General features: G+C 72.4%; 15 protein-coding genes and 1 pseudogene. 10 read left to right on the top strand and 6 right to left on the bottom strand.

Going from position 1 to position 18,193, the window contains the following annotated elements; all coding sequences use genetic code 11:
- Positions 1 to 155: 155 nt before the first annotated feature.
- The 4 genes from recF to dnaA all read right to left on the bottom strand — a co-directional run bounded on the left by recF (position 156) and on the right by dnaA (position 5,921).
- Positions 156 to 1,289 carry a DNA replication/repair protein RecF gene (gene recF, locus ABTW87_RS19005; protein ID WP_350652140.1) on the bottom strand — a complete coding sequence of 378 codons (1,134 nt, stop codon included), beginning with the start codon at positions 1,287 to 1,289 and terminating at the stop codon, positions 156 to 158.
- 16 nt (positions 1,290 to 1,305) lie between these two features.
- Entirely contained in the window at positions 1,306 to 2,178 is an 873-nt protein-coding gene (gene gnd, locus ABTW87_RS19000) for a phosphogluconate dehydrogenase (NAD(+)-dependent, decarboxylating) (protein WP_350652139.1), read from the bottom strand.
- 42 nt (positions 2,179 to 2,220) lie between these two features.
- Positions 2,221 to 3,354 (bottom strand): DNA polymerase III subunit beta, encoded by a 1,134-nt coding sequence (dnaN, locus tag ABTW87_RS18995; RefSeq protein WP_350652138.1) that lies wholly within the window; start codon positions 3,352 to 3,354, stop codon positions 2,221 to 2,223.
- Between the two features lie 755 nt (positions 3,355 to 4,109).
- Entirely contained in the window at positions 4,110 to 5,921 is a 1,812-nt protein-coding gene (dnaA, locus tag ABTW87_RS18990; protein ID WP_350652137.1) for a chromosomal replication initiator protein DnaA, read from the bottom strand.
- A gap of 630 nt (positions 5,922 to 6,551) precedes the next feature.
- Here dnaA and rpmH point away from each other — a divergent pair.
- The 9 genes and pseudogenes from rpmH to ABTW87_RS30250 form a co-directional block, all read left to right on the top strand.
- Positions 6,552 to 6,689, top strand: a complete 138-nt coding sequence (gene rpmH / locus ABTW87_RS18985) for a 50S ribosomal protein L34 (protein WP_155329601.1) — start codon at positions 6,552 to 6,554, stop codon at positions 6,687 to 6,689.
- 36 nt (positions 6,690 to 6,725) lie between these two features.
- Entirely contained in the window at positions 6,726 to 7,136 is a 411-nt protein-coding gene (gene rnpA, locus ABTW87_RS18980; RefSeq protein ID WP_350652136.1) for a ribonuclease P protein component, read from the top strand.
- A gap of 44 nt (positions 7,137 to 7,180) precedes the next feature.
- A complete protein-coding gene (gene yidD / locus ABTW87_RS18975) occupies positions 7,181 to 7,420 on the top strand; it encodes a membrane protein insertion efficiency factor YidD (RefSeq protein ID WP_350652135.1) in 240 nt (79 codons plus the stop codon).
- A 3-nt stretch (positions 7,421 to 7,423) separates the two neighbouring features.
- Positions 7,424 to 8,410 carry a membrane protein insertase YidC gene (gene yidC / locus ABTW87_RS18970; protein ID WP_350652134.1) on the top strand — a complete coding sequence of 329 codons (987 nt, stop codon included), beginning with the start codon at positions 7,424 to 7,426 and terminating at the stop codon, positions 8,408 to 8,410.
- A gap of 215 nt (positions 8,411 to 8,625) precedes the next feature.
- On the top strand, positions 8,626 to 9,207 hold the full coding sequence (locus tag ABTW87_RS18965; protein ID WP_350652133.1) for a Jag family protein: 582 nt from the start codon (positions 8,626 to 8,628) through the stop codon (positions 9,205 to 9,207).
- 113 nt (positions 9,208 to 9,320) lie between these two features.
- Positions 9,321 to 10,025, top strand: a complete 705-nt coding sequence (gene rsmG / locus ABTW87_RS18960; RefSeq protein ID WP_350652152.1) for a 16S rRNA (guanine(527)-N(7))-methyltransferase RsmG — start codon at positions 9,321 to 9,323, stop codon at positions 10,023 to 10,025.
- Positions 10,026 to 10,411: 386 nt separating this feature from the next.
- Entirely contained in the window at positions 10,412 to 11,719 is a 1,308-nt protein-coding gene (locus tag ABTW87_RS18955; RefSeq protein WP_350652132.1) for a ParA family protein, read from the top strand.
- 27 nt (positions 11,720 to 11,746) lie between these two features.
- The gene (locus ABTW87_RS18950) at positions 11,747 to 12,739 is read left to right on the top strand and encodes a ParB/RepB/Spo0J family partition protein (RefSeq protein ID WP_350652131.1); all 993 of its coding nucleotides are present in this window, start codon (positions 11,747 to 11,749) and stop codon (positions 12,737 to 12,739) included.
- 906 nt (positions 12,740 to 13,645) lie between these two features.
- Positions 13,646 to 14,563 (top strand): annotated as a pseudogene (locus ABTW87_RS30250) (hypothetical protein); the annotation flags it as partial.
- A 367-nt stretch (positions 14,564 to 14,930) separates the two neighbouring features.
- Here ABTW87_RS30250 and ABTW87_RS18940 read toward each other — a convergent pair.
- On the bottom strand, positions 14,931 to 15,911 hold the full coding sequence (locus tag ABTW87_RS18940; RefSeq protein WP_350652130.1) for a D-alanine--D-alanine ligase family protein: 981 nt from the start codon (positions 15,909 to 15,911) through the stop codon (positions 14,931 to 14,933).
- Positions 15,912 to 15,918: 7 nt separating this feature from the next.
- Positions 15,919 to 17,232, bottom strand: coding sequence for an aminotransferase-like domain-containing protein (locus tag ABTW87_RS18935; RefSeq protein WP_350652129.1), 1,314 nt, complete (start codon positions 17,230 to 17,232; stop codon positions 15,919 to 15,921).
- A 295-nt stretch (positions 17,233 to 17,527) separates the two neighbouring features.
- On the opposite strand from ABTW87_RS18935, the gene ABTW87_RS18930 reads away from it, so the two are divergent.
- On the top strand, positions 17,528 to 18,193 hold the full coding sequence (locus ABTW87_RS18930; RefSeq protein ID WP_350652128.1) for a GNAT family N-acetyltransferase: 666 nt from the start codon (positions 17,528 to 17,530) through the stop codon (positions 18,191 to 18,193).

The following is an 18,193-nucleotide window of genomic DNA, read 5'->3' as shown; positions in this document are numbered from 1 at the left end:
CGGTCGCCGCGCCGCCGGCTCCCGAGGAGGTACGCGCACCGTCGCCGTCGGCGGGGGCCACCGGACCGGGTGCCGGGGTGGCGGAACCGGGGTGCTGCCGACCGGTTCCGGCGGAGGTCCTGCGGCGCGCGGCGGGCGGCCCGCCCGCCCGGGGTTCATCCGACACGGTCGACCGTCCCTTCGCCGACGCTGTACCGGGCGCCGCGCAGTCGCGCGGGCACGTCGTCGTCCACCGCACAGGTCACCAGCAGTTGGCTCGCGCCGCCGACCAGGTCGGCGAGGCGTTCCCGCCGGCCCGTGTCGAGTTCGGCGAAGACGTCGTCGAGCACCAGCACCGGCTCGATGCCGTCGGCGCGCAGCAGGTCGTACCCGGCCAGCCGCAGCGCCAGGGCGTACGACCAGGACTCGCCGTGGCTGGCGTACCCCTTGGCGGGCAGCGGGCCGAGGGTCAGCGTGAGGTCGTCGCGGTGCGGGCCGACAAGCGTGGTGCCGCGTTCGATCTCGGCGGTCCGGGCCTCGGCGAGCGCGCTGCCCAGCGCCGCGGCGAGGGCGGCCCGGTCGGTGGTCGGCTCGGCCAGTTCGACCGACGGCCGGTACGCGATGCCCGCAGCGCCCTTGCCGGCGGCCACCGCGTCGTAGGCCTTGGTGACGTGCGGGGCGAGCGCGGCGACCAGTTCCAGGCGGCCGGCGAGCAGGTCCGCGCCGTGCTGCGCGAGATGGGTGTCCCAGACGGCGAGCGTGGACAGGTCGCCGCCGCGGGTTCCCCCGGTCTTGCGGGCCAGGTACGCGGTGCGCAGCAGGGCGTTGCGCTGCTTGACCACCCGGTCGTAGTCGACGCGCACCCCGGCGTACCGGGGCTGGCGCAGGACCAGCAGGTCGTCGAGGTAACGGCGGCGCTCGGCGGGGTCGCCACGGACGAGTTCCAGGTCCTCCGGGGCGAAGAGCACGAGCCGCAGGGCGCCGAGGACGTCCCGGGCGCGCCGGGCCGGGGAGCGGCCGAGCCGCGCCCGGTTCGCCCTGCCGGGGACGATCTCCAGCTCGACCAGCAGCTCGCGGCCCTCGTGCACGACGGCGCAGCGGATGATCGCGGCGGTGGCGCCCATCCGGACGAGGGGGGCGTCCGTGGCGACCCGGTGGGACTCCAGGGTCGCCACGTAGCCGAGCGCCTCGACCAGGTTGGTCTTGCCGACGCCGTTGGGACCGACGAGGACGTTCGCCCCCGGTTCGAGGTCGACGCCGACCCGCTCGTACGAGCGGAAGTCGACCAGTTCGAGCCGGCGGACGTACACAGGCTGTGGACGGGCGTCAGCGCTTGCGGACGGCGTGCCCACCGAACTGCTGGCGCAGCGCGGCGACGGCCTTCATGGCGGGCGAGTCGTCCTGGCGGGACGCGAACCGGGCGAACAGCGAGGCGGCGATGACATTCATCGGAACGGCGAGCCGGACCGCCTCGTCGACGGTCCACCGCCCCTCGCCGGTGTCCTCGGTGTAGCCGCTGAGCTCGGCCAGCTCCGGGTCCTCGTCAAGGGCCAGGTCGAGCAGGTCCAGCAGCCAGGACCGGACGACGGTGCCCTCCCGCCACGACTTGAAGACACCCGGGACGTTGGTGACCAACTCGGACTTGGCAAGCAGCTCGTAGCCCTCGGCGTAAGCGTGCATGAGGCCGTACTCGATGCCGTTGTGCACCATCTTGGCGTAGTGCCCGGCACCCACCGGTCCGGCGTGCACGAAGCCGAACTCGCCGGCCGGCTTGAGCGACTCGAAGATCGGCATGAGCCGGTCGACGTGTTCCTGGGCGCCGCCGACCATCAGGGCGTACCCGTTCTGCCGGCCCCAGACTCCCCCGGAGACCCCGACGTCGACGTACCCGATGCCGCGCTCGTTGAGGCGCTCGGCGCGGGGGGCGTCGTCGCTGAACCGCGAGTTGCCGCCGTCGATGATGATGTCGCCGGCCTCGAGAACGTCGGCCAGCTCGTCGATGGTGGCGTCGGTGACACCGGCGGGGACCATCACCCACACGGCCCGGGGCGCCGCCAGCTTCTCCGCCAGGGCCGCGAGGCTCGTGACGTCGCTCAGCTCCGGGTGGTGGTCGAAGCCGACCACCTCGTGCCCGGCGGCGCGCAGCCGCTCGCGCATGTTGCCGCCCATCCGGCCGAGCCCTACCAGCCCGAGCTGCATGTGTCCGTACCTCCGTGCGTCGTGGATCTTCTCGGGGTGCGATCAGCGGGAGACGCGGATCGGCATGATGAGGTACCGGTACCCGGGAAGAACCTCGCCATCCTCGCCGGCGGGGGAAATCACCGCCGGCTTGAAGGCGTCGACGAACGCGAGCACGGCGAACTGGGCCCCCAGGTTCGTGAGGCCGTCGATCAGGTACTGCGGGTTGAAGCCGATGGTGAGCGGGTCGCCGGTGAAGGTGGCCTCCATCGCCTCGCTGGCGCGGGCCTCCTCGGTGCCGCCGGCCTCGACCACCAGCCCGTCGGCGCTGAAGCTCAGCAGCACCGGCGTGGTGCGCTCGGCGACCAGCGCCACCCGCTTGACCACCTCGATGAGCGTGCTGACCGGCACCTGTGCCTGGGCGTTGTGGGTGGCCGGGAAGAGCGAGCGCACCGGGGGGTAGTTGGCGCCGTCGAGCAGGCGGCTGGTGGTTCGGCGGGTGCCGCCGGCGAAACCGATCATGCCCTCACCGGCCGCGCCCTGGGAGAGCGCCATGGTGACCTGCCCGCCGAGCGGGCCGAGCGCCTTGGCGGTGTCGTGCAGGGTACGGGCGGGCACGAGCGCGTTGAGGCTGATCTCCGGGTCGTCCGGGTTCCACTCCATCTCGCGGAGGGCGAGCCGGTAGCGGTCGGTGGCGAGCATCGCCAGGGTGCGGCCGGACAGCTCGATGCGGACGCCGGTCATCATCGGCAGCGTCTCGTCGCGGCCGGCGGCCACGGCCACCTGGGCGACGGCGGCGGCGAACGCGGCGGCGTCGACGGTGCCGGCGCTCTCCGGCATCTCCGGCAGGGTCGGGTAGTCCTCCACCGGCATCGTGGGCAGGGTGAACCGGGCGCTGCCGCAGACCAGTTCCAGGTGCGCACCGACGGCGGCGATGTCGACCGGCTTGGCCGGCAGCGCCTTGGTGATCTCGGCGAGGAGGCGGCCGGAGACCAAGGCGGCGCCGTCGGCGTCCCCCTGCACCTCGACGGTCACCTGGCTGGAGACCTCGTAGTCGAACCCGGAGACCTGCAGGTTGCCGTCCGTGACGCGCAGCAGCACGCCGGCGAGCACCGGTACGGACGGCCGGTTGGGCAGGCTCTTCGCGGTCCAGGCCACGGCCTCGGCGAGCGCGTCGCGCTCTACTCGGAACTTCATCAATGCCTCCGCGTCGACGTCAGCGACAACTCTCTCATGCCGACCGCTGCCTACCGCCCGCCTGAGCGTGCGGGTTCACATCGCACCTTAGGGCGCGCGGGCATCGGCTGTGCGCCCGACCCCGTGTCGTCCCGGTGCCGATGGACCGGCCACGGCGGTCTGCGGCCCGATCCACAGAAAGTCCAACGGTGATGATTGGTTTTTGTTGTCTTAGAAGATCTAACTCATCGTCTTCATCGCACCTGTGCAAACTGTGGAGAACCGCCGTCCGCGCAGGTCAGACAGGTTATCCACCGGTGGTTTCGCTGTGGAGAACCAGGGGTACAACTGGCGTCGCGATCCACAGGCGCGCTCCGCCCCCAGGTTGTCCACCGGTTATCCACCGGTTATCCACCGGTAATCCACCGACTTTCTCCCCAGGCCTGTGGATCACCGGACGGGCCCGGATCCACGTTTTCCCCAGAACCTTCAACAGGCCGCCCACAGGCGGACCGTCTCCTGGGGACAACCACGTGGTTGTCCCCAGGCGTCCACAGCGTCGTCCCCAGGGTTTCTCCACAACCTGTGGGTAACGGCGGCATCGGCGGATCGTAGTTGTCCACCGTCGGTGGACAACGAGCTGTGGACAACGAGTCGGGCGGTGGACGGTCCCGGCCTCGATGCTGTGGTGTCGACCATGTCGAGGGTCAACCCCGGCCGGTGCGGACGCGAACGCCCGGCCGGTAATACGGCCGGGCGTTCGGGGCGGAACACGTTCAGGTGGTCTGCTTGATCCGGTTCGTCAGCTCGGCGATCTGGTTGTAGAGCGAGCGCCGCTCGGCCATCTGCTGGCGGATCTTGCGGTCGGCGTGCATGACGGTGGTGTGGTCGCGGCCGCCGAACGCCTGCCCGATCCGCGGCAGCGACAGGTCGGTCAGCTCCCGGCACAGGTACATGGCGACCTGGCGCGCGTTGACCAGGACCCGCGAGCGGGAGTGACCGCGCAGGTCCTCCAGGCTCACCCCGAAGTAGTCGGCGGTGGAGACCATGATCTGGTCGGCGGTGATCTCCGGGCCGGCACCGTCGGGGATGAAGTCCCGCAGCACCTCCTCGGCCAGCGACAGTTCCACCGACGAGCGGGTGAGGCTGGCGAACGCGGTCACCCGGATCAGCGCGCCCTCCAGCTCCCGGATCGAGTTCGACACCCGCGAGGCGATGAACTCCAGCACGTCCGGCGGGGCGAACAGCCGCTCCTGGGCCGCCTTCTTCTGCAGGATCGCGATCCGGGTCTCCAGGTCCGGCGGCTGGATGTCGGCGAGCAGGCCCCACTCGAACCGGGTCCGCAGCCGGTCCTCCAGGGTCGCCAGCTGCTTCGGCGACCGGTCGGAGGTGATCACGATCTGCTTGTTGGCGTTGTGCAGCGTGTTGAAGGTGTGGAAGAACTCCTCCTGCGTCCGCTCCCGGTTCTCCAGGAACTGGATGTCGTCGATCAGGAGGATGTCGACGTCCCGGTAGCGGCGCTGGAACGCGCTCGTCTTGTCGTCGCGCAGGGAGTTGATGAAGTCGTTCGTGAACTCCTCGGTCGAGACGTACCGGACCGAGCGGGCGTTGCCGAGCGTCGTGGCGTAGTGGCCGATGGCGTGCAGCAGGTGCGTCTTGCCGAGCCCCGAGCTGCCGTAGATGAACAGCGGGTTGTACGCCTTGGCCGGCGACTCGGCCACCGCTACCGCCGCCGCGTGCGCGAACCGGTTCGACGAGCCGATGACGAACGTCTCGAACATGTACTTCGGGTTCAGCCGGTTGCCGCCGCTGTCCGCGGGCGCCGGCAGCCGCCGCTCCTCCCGGCCACCGGACCGGTGATCCACCCGCCCCGGCCCGCTGTCGGTGCCCAGGTCCCGCGGCAGGGGCCGGATCACGTGCTGGTCGCGCGGCGACGCGCCGTCCTCCCGGTAGCGGGCGTCGAAGGCGCGGCCGTCCACCGTCGGATCCAGCCGGGCCGCCTGCTCGTCGTAGCCGCGCCGCTCGGGACGGCGGGCCGGGCGGTCGGGGCGAGGCGGCTCGGCGAAGGCGGTGCTGAACAGCGGCTCCTGCGCGTCCCGGGCGACCGGGACCGTCCGGTCGGCGACGGGGGGCGGCCCGGCCGGCGTCTCGGCCCGGCCGCCGGGCTGGGCCTGCTCGGGAATGAGCGGCAGCTGCCGGTCCGCGTCGTCCTCCGACCCGTTCCCCGACGAACGGTCGTGACCGTCAAAGGCGTCGCCGTACGGCTCGCCCTGCTCCGGGTCCGGGGTGCTGCGGTAGACGGTGCCCGCCGGGCGGCCCGAGCCGTCCTCCGGCACCCGCACGGTGACCGCCACCTGGATGGGCCGGCCCAGCCGGCGGGTCAGCGCCTCGGTGATCGCCGGTCGTAGCCGGGACTCGATCACGTCCCGGGTGAACGCGTCCGGGACGGAGAGCAGGGCGGTGTCCTCGACGATCGCCCGCAACCGGGTGAGCCGGAGGTACGCCCGCTGTTGCGCGGAGATGATCTCGTCGGCGAGTTCGTCGGTCGTCGCCGTCCACACCGCGGCAAGGTCGGTCGTACCGGCCACCGTCGTGCCACCCCCTCGCCTCTGCTCCCGGACGCCGCCGTTCTCCCCGTCGGCCGTCCCGGGCCCGCCGCGTTCGAGCGGGTGGTTCACCCCACCCGGACGGCCGACCGGTCCTCGTCCACAAGTTATCCACAGCCTGTGTACGTACCGATTGTGGCCGCCCGCCGGATGCGGGTCGGACCTGCCCCCTGTCGGAACGGGCGTTGAAGCGGGTTCACCGTGCCGAACGATTCACCGCCCTGTCCGGTCTTGCCTGCCGGCGGCGACCCCACCCGTCGACGCTGACCGCAATCGGGCACGGTAACAGCGATGTCCCGGAGCCATCAACCGCCGACGCGCGGCGCCCGTTGGCGGCATCAGCGAAAAGCACCGCTTCGGTCGCCGGCCACGACCCGCGTCGCTCCTGGTGGGGAGGTTTGACGGTCGTTGCGCCCCTGCGTAGGCTGGAACGGCTGCTCTCTCGCCCTCTGCTAGGGTGATGGGTGCTTGCTGCCCGCGGTCGCCGCCCCGCACCGTCGAGGTCCCGCGCCGCCGGGCAGCGCCGATCGGAGGTCACCGCCAGGTGACCCGGACCATGGACACGACCCCGGCGATCCCGTCGCCCGGGCGTACGACAACGGAGAGCCTGACGTGAGCAAGCGCACCTACCAGCCGAACAACCGCCGGCGCGCGAAGACCCACGGCTTCCGGCTGCGCATGCGCACCCGTGCCGGCCGCGCCATCCTCTCGACCCGTCGCGCCAAGGGGCGCGCCCGCCTGGCGGCCTGACGCCGGCCGGGCCCGATCCGCGGAACGTGGGCAGTCGTGCTGGCCGCCGCACAACGACTGCGGCGCAGCACTGACTTCGCCGCAGCGGTCCGCGGTGGCCGGCGGGCCGGGCGTGGCGCCGTCGTTGTCCACCTGAGCCTGCAAGCGACCCCGAGCAAGACAACCTCGCCGGAGCCGGCGCGGAGTGCCGGTGCGGAGGAGACTCCCGCACCCGCCCGCGCCGGCTTCGTCGTGTCCAAGGCCGTCGGCAACGCCGTCGTCCGCAACCGCGTTCGCCGCCGGCTGCGGCACCTGGTCCGCGAACGCCTTGCCGGGCTGCCGGCCGGGAGCACCCTGGTGGTCCGGGCCCTGCCCGCGGCGGCCGACGCGTCGTACCAGCGGCTCGGCGTCGACCTCGACGCCGCCGTCGCGGCCGCCCGGGCGCCCCGGGGGCGGCGGTCCCGGTGAGTCAGGGCCACGAGGTGCCACGGCCGACCACACCAGGTGGCCGGATGCTGGCCGGGCCAATCATCGCGTACCGTCGGTGGATAAGTCCGGCACTGCCGGCCCGCTGTCGGTTCTACCCGTCGTGCAGCGCGTACGCCCTGGAAGCGGTGGCCCGCCACGGCGCGTTGCGGGGAGCCGGCCTGACGGTCCGGCGGTTGTTGCGCTGCCACCCATTCCACCCTGGTGGATTCGACCCGGTGCCGGAGCCGGGCGGTCGCCGCCGTGCCGATGTGACTGGAGCCTGAGAATTGAGTCTCGACTGGATCTACTACGCGATCTCGTGGATCCTGCTGATCTGGCACCGGGCCTGGGAAGCCATCGGGGTGTCGGACGGCGCGGTGCTCGGCACCAACTGGGCCTGGATCCTAGCGATCATCTTCCTGGTGGTCACCGTCCGGGTGATCCTCTTCCCGGTCTTCGTCAAGCAGATCAAGTCGCAGCGTGCCATGCAGGCGTTGCAGCCCCAGGTGAAGGCCCTGCAGGAGAAGCACAAGGGTGACCGGGAGACGCTCCAGAAGGAAATGATGGAGCTCTACCGGAAGGAAAAGGCCAACCCGCTCATGGGCTGCCTTCCGATGTTCCTTCAGATCCCGGTCTTCCTCGGGCTCTTCCACGTGCTGCGCCGGCTCAGCCCGTCCAACGAGCAGAAGACCCTCTACGGCTGGTCCGTCGACCAGTTCGAGAGCGCCTCCGTCGCGAAGTTGTTCACCGCACCGATCGCCGGCAAGTTCGGCTCCACCGCCGAGGAGCTGGCCGCGCTGGGCGCCGCCAACAGCACGACGGTGAAGATCATGGCCGGTGTCCTGGTCCTGATCATGATGGGCACCACCTACCTGACCAGCCGCCAGATGATCCTCAAGACCGGCTGGGCCGAGGACCCGCAGCAGCGGATGATCCAGAAGCTGATGCTCTACGGCATCCCGCTGTCGCTGCTCATCTCCGGTGCGATCTTCCCGATCGGTGTGATCATCTACTGGGTCACCAACAACCTGTTCACGCTGGCCCAGCAGCAGTGGGTGCTGCGCAAGTTCCCGCCGCCGCCCAGCATGACCGCGAAGTCGGGCACGTCCGGCGCCCGCAACCCGGTGCAGCCGGCGAAGACCGGTGGACTGTTCGGCCGCAAGGCCGCCCCGCCGGCGGCGCCCGCCAAGCCGGCGGCACCGAAGGTCGCCGGCCCGAAGCCGGGCGCCAAGCCGGTCAACCCGAAGAAGAGCAAGCCCGCCAAGCGGCGCTGAAACCGTCCGGGCCGCCGTCGTACTCCGGCGGCGGCCCGTCCCGCACCGCGCAGCCGCCGTACGGCCGGCGCCGGAGCGCAAAGCGCCGCGCGCGCCGCGGCCCGGGGGTGACACTGCCCCTACAGACGTGCCCGTGGGCACCGGCGACCTCCCGCCGGCCCCCCGGGAGACCAGCGGACCCGACGGTCCGGCCGAGCGAGTACGGAGATGAGACCGTGACCGACACCAGCATCCCCCACGCCGACGAGTCCCTGGACGACGAGGGGACCGAGCCGACCGCGACGCACGGCAGCGACGAGGCCGAGGAGACCGGCACGGAGAAGAAGGCCGCCGCCGAGAGCGACCTGTTCCGCCAGAGCGAGATCGCCGCGGACTACGTGGAGGGCCTGCTCGACATCCTCGACTACGACGGGGACATCGACGAGCTGGTCTCCGGCGGGCGCCCGGTGGTGGAGGTCGTCGGTGGCCGGCTGCAGAACCTGGTCGGCCAGCGGGGCGCCACCCTGGAGGCGCTGCAGGAGCTGACCCGGCTTGCCGTCTTCCGCCAGACCGGCACGCCGAGCCGGCTTCTGCTCGACGTCGGTGGCTACCGGGCCAACCGACGCAAGGAGCTCGCGGCGGTGGCGAAGAACGCCGTCGAAAAGGTCAAGGAGTACGGCGAGCCGGTGCGCCTGGAGCCGATGTCCGCGTTCGAACGCAAGTGCGTCCACGACGTGGTCAACGCCATCAGCGGTGTGGAGAGCGAGTCCGAGGGCGTCGAGCCGAACCGGCGCATCATCGTCCGGCCGGCGGACTGAGCCGGGTGACCCACGACGACACCGCGGCGACGGCCGCGTCCGGCCCGGGTGGCACGCCACCCGGGCCGTCGCCTGTCGACCGGCGTGCGGCACCCGACCCGGCCGACGCGACGTTGCCGGCGGACCTGGCCGGCGCGGCGCGCACGCTCTTCGGTGACCGGCTCGACCTGGCCGCCGCGTACGCCGAACTACTGGTGACCGACGGGGTGGTGCGCGGTCTCATCGGGCCGCGGGAGGCGCCCCGGATCTGGGACCGGCACCTGCTCAACTGCGCGGCGGTGGCGGAGCGGATCCCGCCCGGCGCGGCGGTCCTCGACGTCGGCTCCGGCGCCGGGCTGCCCGGCCTCGTTCTCGCCATCGCGCGGCCGGACCTGGCCGTGACCCTTGTCGAACCGCTCGCCCGCCGCACCGCGTTCCTCGTCGAGGCGGTGGAGAAGCTCGGGCTGGTTCCGTCGGTCCGGGTCGTCCGGGGACGGGCGGAGGAGGCGGTGTCCGGCGCCTCCGGAGGCGAGCCACTCGCCGGCGACATCGTGACCGCCCGGGCCGTCGCTCCGCTCGACCGCCTCACCGCGTGGTGTCTGCCGCTGGCCGTGCCCGGTGGACGGCTGGTCGCGCTCAAGGGCGCCTCCGCCGACGAGGAGATCGCGCAGCACGCGGTGACCGTGAGCCGGCTCGGCGGCGGCACGCCCGAGGTCCACCGCTGCGGTGAGGGCGTGATCGAGCCGCCCACGACCGTGGTCGAGGTGGTCCGCGAACGCGTGGTGGGGCCGCCGCGGTCGAAGTCCACGAAGCGCTCGCGTGGCGGCCGTCGGCGCTGACCCGCCGACCTCGACGGCCACCCCGCCGCTCGACTGCATGCGGCCGCCGCTTCCGATCCTCGGTCGGGCCGGGCGTGGCCCCGTCGCTTGATCGGCGCCGGTGACGCCCGCGCCGGGCACCGTGCGCGGTGCCGCGCCCGCGGTGCCGCTTTCCTCCGGGCTTCCCGCCTCGTTGGACCGGTACGGGCGGGTGGATGAGAACCCGACGTGGACCGGCTGCGCCCGATCCCCGTAGGCTGGCCGCGCGTCGATAATGTGGAGCGGGCGGCGACGGGCGCACACCAGAGTCCCGATCGCTCCCGCCGGCCGCACGCCCCGAGCGCGAGCGCACGTGCGGCCCGTTGACGGGATGCGGACCGACCATCCGAAGCGGGCAGGGATGACAGGTGCATGACGACGGCAGGTACGACGATCCACGCGTGACCGGGTCAGCGGGCGACTCCGTTTCACGTGAAACCGACTACCCCGGTTGGGCGGCGCGCGGCCCGTCCATGACTCCGTCGCCCCCGGACTGTGATCCGGTCGTCCGGCGCGAGCCTCCGGCGACCGGCGCGGCACGTCCGGTGCCACCCGAGACGGCGGCGCCGCGGAGCGCCGCGGACGGCCCACGGGTCGGCAATCCGTCCGCGGCGGAACGGGTCGCTCCGGCGCGGGGAAACGCCGCCGCGCCGACCCGCTTCGAGGTGGCCGTGCCGCAGCAGGCGGGTCCAACGGAGGAGTCGGGTCGGGTGACCGACACGACGGCGATTCCGGACGTGCCCTACGGGCGTGGCGAGGCCGACGACACGTACGTTTCACGTGAAACCCCGACACGCGAAGAGGATGACCCACCGTTGGCGATGGAAGCGATGCGTGCCGTGCAGATCCTGAATCCGAGTGGTGAGGTCACAATGCCTCGTCCGGAGCGGACGCGGGTCATGTGCGTCGCGAACCAGAAGGGCGGCGTGGGCAAGACCACCACGACGGTGAACCTCGCGGTGGCACTCGCCCTGCACGGCAACCGGGTGCTGGTGGTCGACCTCGACCCGCAGGGCAACGCCTCGACGGGGCTCAACGTTCCCCACCACACCGGGATTCCGGACGTGTACGACTGCCTCATCAACGGCGTGCCGCTTGAGGACGTCGCCCAGGCCGTCGAGGGCATCCCCAACCTGTGGTGCGTGCCGGCCACGATCGACCTGGCCGGCGCCGAGATCGAACTCGTCTCCGTGGTCGCCCGGGAGTCCCGGCTGTCGCGCGCGATCACCGGGTACCCCGGTCACTTCGACTACATCTTCGTCGACTGCCCGCCGTCGCTCGGTCTGCTCACGGTCAACGCGTTGGTGGCCGCGCAGGAGGTGCTCATCCCGATTCAGTGCGAGTACTACGCGCTGGAGGGGTTGAACCAGCTCATCAACAACATCAACCTGGTTCGCCAGCACCTCAACCCTCGCCTCGAGGTCTCCACCATCCTGCTCACGATGTACGACCGGCGTACCCGGCTGGCCGACGCCGTGGAGCAGGACGTCCGCAACCACTTCGGCGACAAGGTCCTCCAGGCGGTCATCCCCCGCAACGTCCGGGTCTCCGAGGCGCCCAGCTACGGTCAGTCGGTGATGACCTACGATCCCGGATCGCGGGGGGCGACGAGCTACTTCGAGGCCGCCCAGGAGATCGCGGAGCGGGGCGCCAAGGCGCCGGTGCGCAATGCGTAGTGCCGACGAGTCGCGGGGAGGCGTGGCATGAAGAACCGTCCGAAGGGCGGTCTGGGTCGAGGGCTGGGTGCCCTCATTCCCACCGGACCGGCGGCGACCGGCGCGCTCGACCCGGCCGCCGGCGCTGCGGCAGCCGTGCCGGCCAATCTGCCGCAGTCTTCCGTGGCGGTTCCCCAGGAAGCCGAGCAACTCAGCCCGGTGCCCGGGGCGCGCTTCGCCGAGATCCCGGTCGACGCGATCGTGCCGAACCCGAAGCAGCCTCGGCAGGTCTTCGACGAGGACGCGCTGGAGGAGTTGAAGGTCTCGATCCAGGAGGTCGGTTTCCTCCAGCCGATCGTCGTCCGTCAGCTCGACGGTGAGAAGTTCGAACTCGTCATGGGTGAGCGGCGCTGGCGCGCCGCCCAGGCGGTCGGCCGGGACAGCATTCCGGCGATCGTGCGGGACACCCGCGACGATGCCATGCTGCGGGACGCCCTGCTGGAGAACATCCATCGGGCCAACCTGAACCCGCTGGAAGAGGCCGCCGCGTACCAGCAGCTGCTCGACGAGTTCGGCGCCACCCACGAGGAGTTGGCCCGACGGATCGGCCGCAGCCGTCCGCAGATCTCGAACACCATCCGGCTGCTGAACCTGCCGGCGCAGGTGCAGCGGCGGGTCGCCGCCGGGGTGCTCTCGGCGGGTCACGCCCGGGCGCTGTTGAGCCTCGACGACGCGGAGGCCCAGGAACAGCTCGCGCTCCGGATCGTCGCCGAAGGTCTGTCCGTCCGTGCCACGGAGGAGATCGTCGCGCTGTCGCTCAGCGAGGGCACCGGCCGGAAGGAGTCGCCAAAGCGCCGCCCGAAGCCGCACGCTCCGGCCCTGTCGGACCTCGCCGACCGGCTCTCCGACCGGTTCGACACCCGGGTGAAGGTGGACATCGGCCGGAGCAAGGGCAAGATCACAATTGAATTCGCCACGGTCGACGACCTCGAACGGATCGTCGGCATCATCGGCGTCGACCGGGACGAGCCCACGTCCTGATCCCCCGGGCTACTCGGCCGCGTGTGTCCAGCTGGACCGCGCGGCCGCGTCGTTCTCTGGCAGAAATGCCGGGGGTGGAACACCGACACGGACGCGAAGCGGATCGCGGCGCCGCGCGCGGGTCACCGGCGCATCGGTGCCGCCCGCCTGACCGGTCGCCCTCGTGGAACGCTGATGCCGGGGGTGCGCGGTTTCACGTGAAACGGCGGGCGGGCTGTTCCACGTGAAACGGTGGCACGGTGGCACGGCGGCCGAGCCCCGACTCCGACCGGCGCGTGCGGAGACCGGCGAGCCCATCCGTGGTCCGTTGCGGATGCGGGGCCACGTCGCTCCTCAACCAGTTGCCGATCGAGGTCGCATGGCACCGTCACCGCCGCGCTGACGACTCACCGACGCCGGCCACCGCCCCGACGGCTCACCGATGTCGGCCACCACCCGCCGGACGGCTCCCCGACACCGGGCTACGTGAGGCACCGGACCGGGAGCGCGCCCTCCTGGCGGACTCATCAGTCCGGGCGCGGCCGGGTAGCCCTGGTGATCGGTTCGCCGGACGCTCGTCCGGGGGCCGCCCGTCGCAACCCGCGGTCCGCTTGGGAACACAGAACCGGCGAGGTGCCGCCCGCGGCAGCGATCCTTCGCGTGAGCCCGGTTCATCGGTCCGAGGTGGGAGCGGCTAACTGTCGTAGGGCCCAGCGTTATCCACAGACGTTGTCCACAGGGCGTCGTCGTTTCACGTGAAACACCGCCCCGAATCCCTTGCTGAGCTGTGGATGACGGCGTGTGGTCGGCACCTGAGCGGCCTGTGGATATCTCTGGGGAAACCAGGGGCGGCGGCCGAATTCCGTCCCGTGATCGGCGACGAGAGGGGTAGGGACAGCGGTGCCGGAAACGGCTAGGGTCAGCCTCGTGCAAGACACCCCTCCCTCACCTCCGGACTTCACCCAGTGGCCGTCCTTTCCCTTCGAGGGCGAGATCCGCGTCAAGCAGCTCGACGATCCCGTCCCGGTCGAGCCGCCCCGCAGGGGCGAAGGGCACCGGGAGTGCACCGCCTGCGGCGCCCCGGACGAGGCGTACATCTGGGTGGGCGAGCGCTGGCGGGTCCGCACCATGGACCGGCCCACCGGTCTGCCGATGGTGCTGATCCTCGAATCGCGTTCACATCTGGATCTCGGTGACCTACCGAACCTGCTCGCGGCCGAGCTGGGGGTGATGACGGTCCGGCTCGAGCGCGCCATCCGCTCCCTCGACGGGGTGGCCCGGGTGCATGTCAACCGCTGGGGTGACGGTTCCGCTCACCTCCACCTGTGGTTCCTCGCCCGGCCGCTTGGCCAGCTCCAGCTCCGGGGGACGTTCCTTCCGTTGTGGGACTCGATCCTGCCCCCGATCCCCGAGTCGACGTGGCGCGAGAACCTCGCACTGGTCGCAGCGTGGCTCGCGGAGTTCGGCGGGCGTCCGCTCGCCGAACCGCCGCGGATCCAGTGGCAGGCCCGGGCGAGCTTCAGCGAGCCGGTGCCGGTGGCGGCGGAGGAGGAGGACGGCACCTCCGTGATCGAATCTGCCGAGGAGAACCCGGCGCACGACGAGGAGCCCGCGCCCGGCGGCACCGCCAGCGGCCGCGCGCCGTCGGACGGCACGGTGCCGTCAGACGACGCGGAGACAACGGGCGACGCGGAGACAACGGGCGACGCGGAGACAACGGGCGACGCGGAGACGACGGGCGACGTCCCGGCGGGCGGGAACGCCGGCGGCGCCACCGAGGCGGACGGCCCGGGGCCGACGAGCGCCCCGGCTGCCGCGAAGAGGGCACCGGCGATCGGAGCCGCGGCGTCCGGTGGGCACACGTCGACGGCAACCGCGACACCCCGGACCAACGCGTCCGCGGCAGCCGGCGGGACCGTCGGGAACGCGCCGGCGGCCGAGAGTCCGGAGTCGGCGGCCGCGGTGTCCCAGAGCCCCGGGGCCAGGTCGACCGGCGGTCCGGTAACCGGGGGCGGCATTGAAGGGGCCAGCGGGCCCGGTGACGGCCCTACGGGCGTTGTCGCCCCCCGGAGCCCGGCCGGCGACGTCCGGGCCGTCAGCGGGCCGGAGGAGGCCCCCGACGCGGCGACCGGGCCGGCCTCCTAGGTCGGCCGCGCCGGCCGGGACCGGCCCGCACCTCGGGCACCCGCCCGAGGCGTGGGCCGGGACCGGATCAGTTGCCCCGAGCGGCGGCGCGGGCGACCAGGGTGCCGAGCACCCGACCGAAGTCGAGACCGGCGGCCTGGACGGCGAGTGGCAGCAGCGAGGTCTCGGTCATGCCGGGCGCGACGTTCACCTCGAGGACGTGCGGCCGGCCGTCCCCGTCGACGATCAGGTCCACCCGGCTGAGGTCCCGCAGCCCCAGGGCGCGGTGGGCGGCGAGGGCGACCTCGGCGACCGCCTCCGCCACGTCAGGGGACAGCCGGGCCGGCGTGTGCCAGGTGGTGCGGCCTGCGGTGTACCGGGCCGCGTAGTCGTACACGCCGTTGCGCGGCACGATCTCCACCGCCGGCAGCGCCTGCGGGCCCTCGCCCAGGTCGACCACGGACACCGCCACGTCCATCCCCGGGACGTAGCGCTCGACGAGCGCCGTCGAGTCGTACGCGAAACAACCCACCATCGCCGCCGGCAGCGCCGCGTCGTCCCGGACCACGGCGGCGCCGAGGCCCGAACCGCCCTGCGCGGGCTTCACCATGAGCGGCAGGCCCAGCCGGTCCACGATCCGGTCCAGTACCGCCACCGCGCCGAGTTCGGAGAACCGGTCGTGGGGCAGCGCCACCCAGTCCGGCGTGGGGATGCCGGCCTCCCGCAGCACCGCCTTGGCGGACGGCTTGTCCCAGGCGAGACGGGACGCGCGGGCGTCGCAACCGACGTACGGGATGTCGCACAGGTCGAGCACGCCCCGCAGCGAGCCGTCCTCACCCGTGGCCCCGTGCAGCGCGATGACGACCGCGTCCGGCGGATCGGCGGTGAGCGACGGCAGCAGGGCGACGTCGGCGTCGCGCTGCTCCGCGTCCACGCCGACCGCGCGCAGCGCGTCCAGCACCCGCCGGCCGGACCGTAGCGAGACGTCCCGCTCGTAGGAGAGACCGCCGGCGAGCACCAGCACCCGCAGGTCGGTCAGGACGGAAGGTTCGGCAGCGGTCGTACGCATGCCGGAATCATGCCAAGTCGGGTCCCGGCGCGTCCGAGCCGGCCTGCCCCCGCCGGGACCCTGGCCGGCCCACGGTGCCGAACACCCGGCGCATGGCGATGTCCTGCTCCATGACGCCGGCCAGCCGCCGGACGCCCTCCCGGATCCGCTCCGGGGAGGGGAAGGAGAAGTTGAGCCGCATGTTGCCGGTGCCGGTGCCGTCGGCGTAGAAGCCGGTGCCGGGCACGTAAGCCACCCGGGCGGCGATGGCGCGCGGCATCATCGCCTTCGAGTCCAACCCGTCGGGCAGGGTCGCCCAGACGAAGAGGCCGCCGTCCGGCCGCGTCCACGTGGTGCCATCCGGCATCAGGTCCGCCAGGGCGTCGAGCATCGCGTCCCGCCGCTCGCGGTAGACCTCCCGGTAGACCTTCAGCTGCTGCCGCCAGGGCATGGTGCCCAGGTAGGTGGACACGGCCGCCTGCGCGTAGCCACTGGGGCAGAGGATCTGCGCCTCGCTGGCGATCACCAGCTTGTCCCGCACGGCGTGGGGCGCGAGGATCCAGCCCACCCGGAGCCCGGGGGCGAAGGTCTTCGAGAACGTGCTGAGGTAGAAGACCCCGTCGCGGCGCCGGGCGCGCAGCGGCGCCGGCGCGTCGCCGGCGAAGCCGAGCTGACCGTACGGGTCGTCCTCCACCACGAGCAGGCCGGCGCGCTCGCAGATGTCGAGCACCCGCTCCCGGCGCTCCTCGGTCAGCGTCACGCCGGTCGGGTTCTGGTAGGTGGGGATGGTGTAGAGGAACTTCACCCTGCGCCCGGCGCGCGCCTGCTCGGCGATGGCCGTCTCCAGCGCCTCGGGGATCAGCCCGTCGTCGTCCATCGGCACGTGCACGACCTGTGCCTGGGCGGCCTGGAACACGCCGAGCGCCCCGACGTACGTCGGACCCTCGGCGAGCACCACGTCGCCCGGATCGAGGAAGAGCCGCGCGACCAGGTCCAGCGCCTGCTGGCCGCCGACGGTGACCACGACGTCGTCCGGGGAGGCCCCGCAGGCGGCGTCGATGCCGGAGAGCGACATCACCTCGCAGATGCGTTCACGCAGCTCCAGGGTGCCCTGGCCGATGCCGTACTGGAGAGTGGTGACGCCGTGGTCGGCGCCGAGCCGGCCGAGCATGTCGCCGACCGCGTCGAGGGGGAGCGCGGCGATGTACGGGGCGCCGCCGGCGAGCGAGACCACCTCCGGGCGGCTGGCCACCGCGAACAGCGCCCGGATCTCCGAGGCGGTCATGCCCCGGACCCGACGGGCGTACCGGTCGGTGTAGTCGTCGAGCGTCGTGCCGGTCATGACATCACCTCGATGCGTGCTCGGGTGCCTCCCCCGCCCCGGGCGTACCCGGGACACCGGCGACCATGGCGGCTCGGGGCGCCGGATGCCGATCCTAGTCGGCTTCCACCAGGAACGTCGCCGGCCGGACGGCCAGGTCCACATCCCGGACGGTCCGGTCACCCACACGGTGCCCGTTCGGGCGTCCCCTCCCGCGGCGTCCGTGCGCGGCGTACGATCGCTCGTCGGGGGCAGGGATGGCGGCGGGGCCGCTCCGTGCCGGTCTCACCTCCGAGCCTAATGTGGGGATGCGCCAATGTCGCGACGTCTGGTCAGCTTGACCCTGGACACCCTGGAGGACCTGCCCCGTTCCTGCCGGCAGTGCGTCTACTGGGAGCTCGACCCGGTCTCGGCCGACCGGGCGTGCGCCGCCGGTGACCCCGGGCTGGAGAAGGAGGCGTGGGTCTCGCAGACCCTGCTGGAGTGGGGGTCCTGCGGCAAGCTGGTGTACGTCGACGGCATGCCGGCCGGCTTCGTGATGTACGCCCCACCGGCGTACGTGCCCCGCTCGATGGCCTTCCCCACCTCTCCGGTCTCGCCCGACGCGGCGCTGCTGATGACGGCGAAGGTGGTGCCCGCGTTCGCCGGGGGCGGCCTCGGCCGGATGCTCGTGCAGGGCGTCGCCCGGGACCTCACCAAGCGCGGGATCAAGGCGATCGAGGCGTTCGGTGACGCGAAGTTCGGCGACGGCGACGACCCGACCCGGGCCTGCGTGGCACCGGCCGACTTCTTCCTCTCGGTGGGCTTCAAGACGGTCCGCCCGCATCCGCGCTTCCCGCGTCTGCGACTGGAACTGCGCACGGCGCTGAGCTGGAAGTCCGACGTCGAGTACGCGCTGGAGAAGCTGCTCGGCTCGATGAGCCCGGAGACGCTCCTCCGGCCGGTCCGCCCAGCCCCGGCCACCCGCTCGACCAGCGGCTGA

It is taken from the genome of Micromonospora sp. NPDC126480 (assembly GCF_040302465.1).
Taxonomy (GTDB): Bacteria; Actinomycetota; Actinomycetes; order Mycobacteriales; family Micromonosporaceae; genus Micromonospora.
Note: the sequence above shows the minus strand (reverse complement) of the source record. Positions and strands in the feature narration are given on the sequence as shown.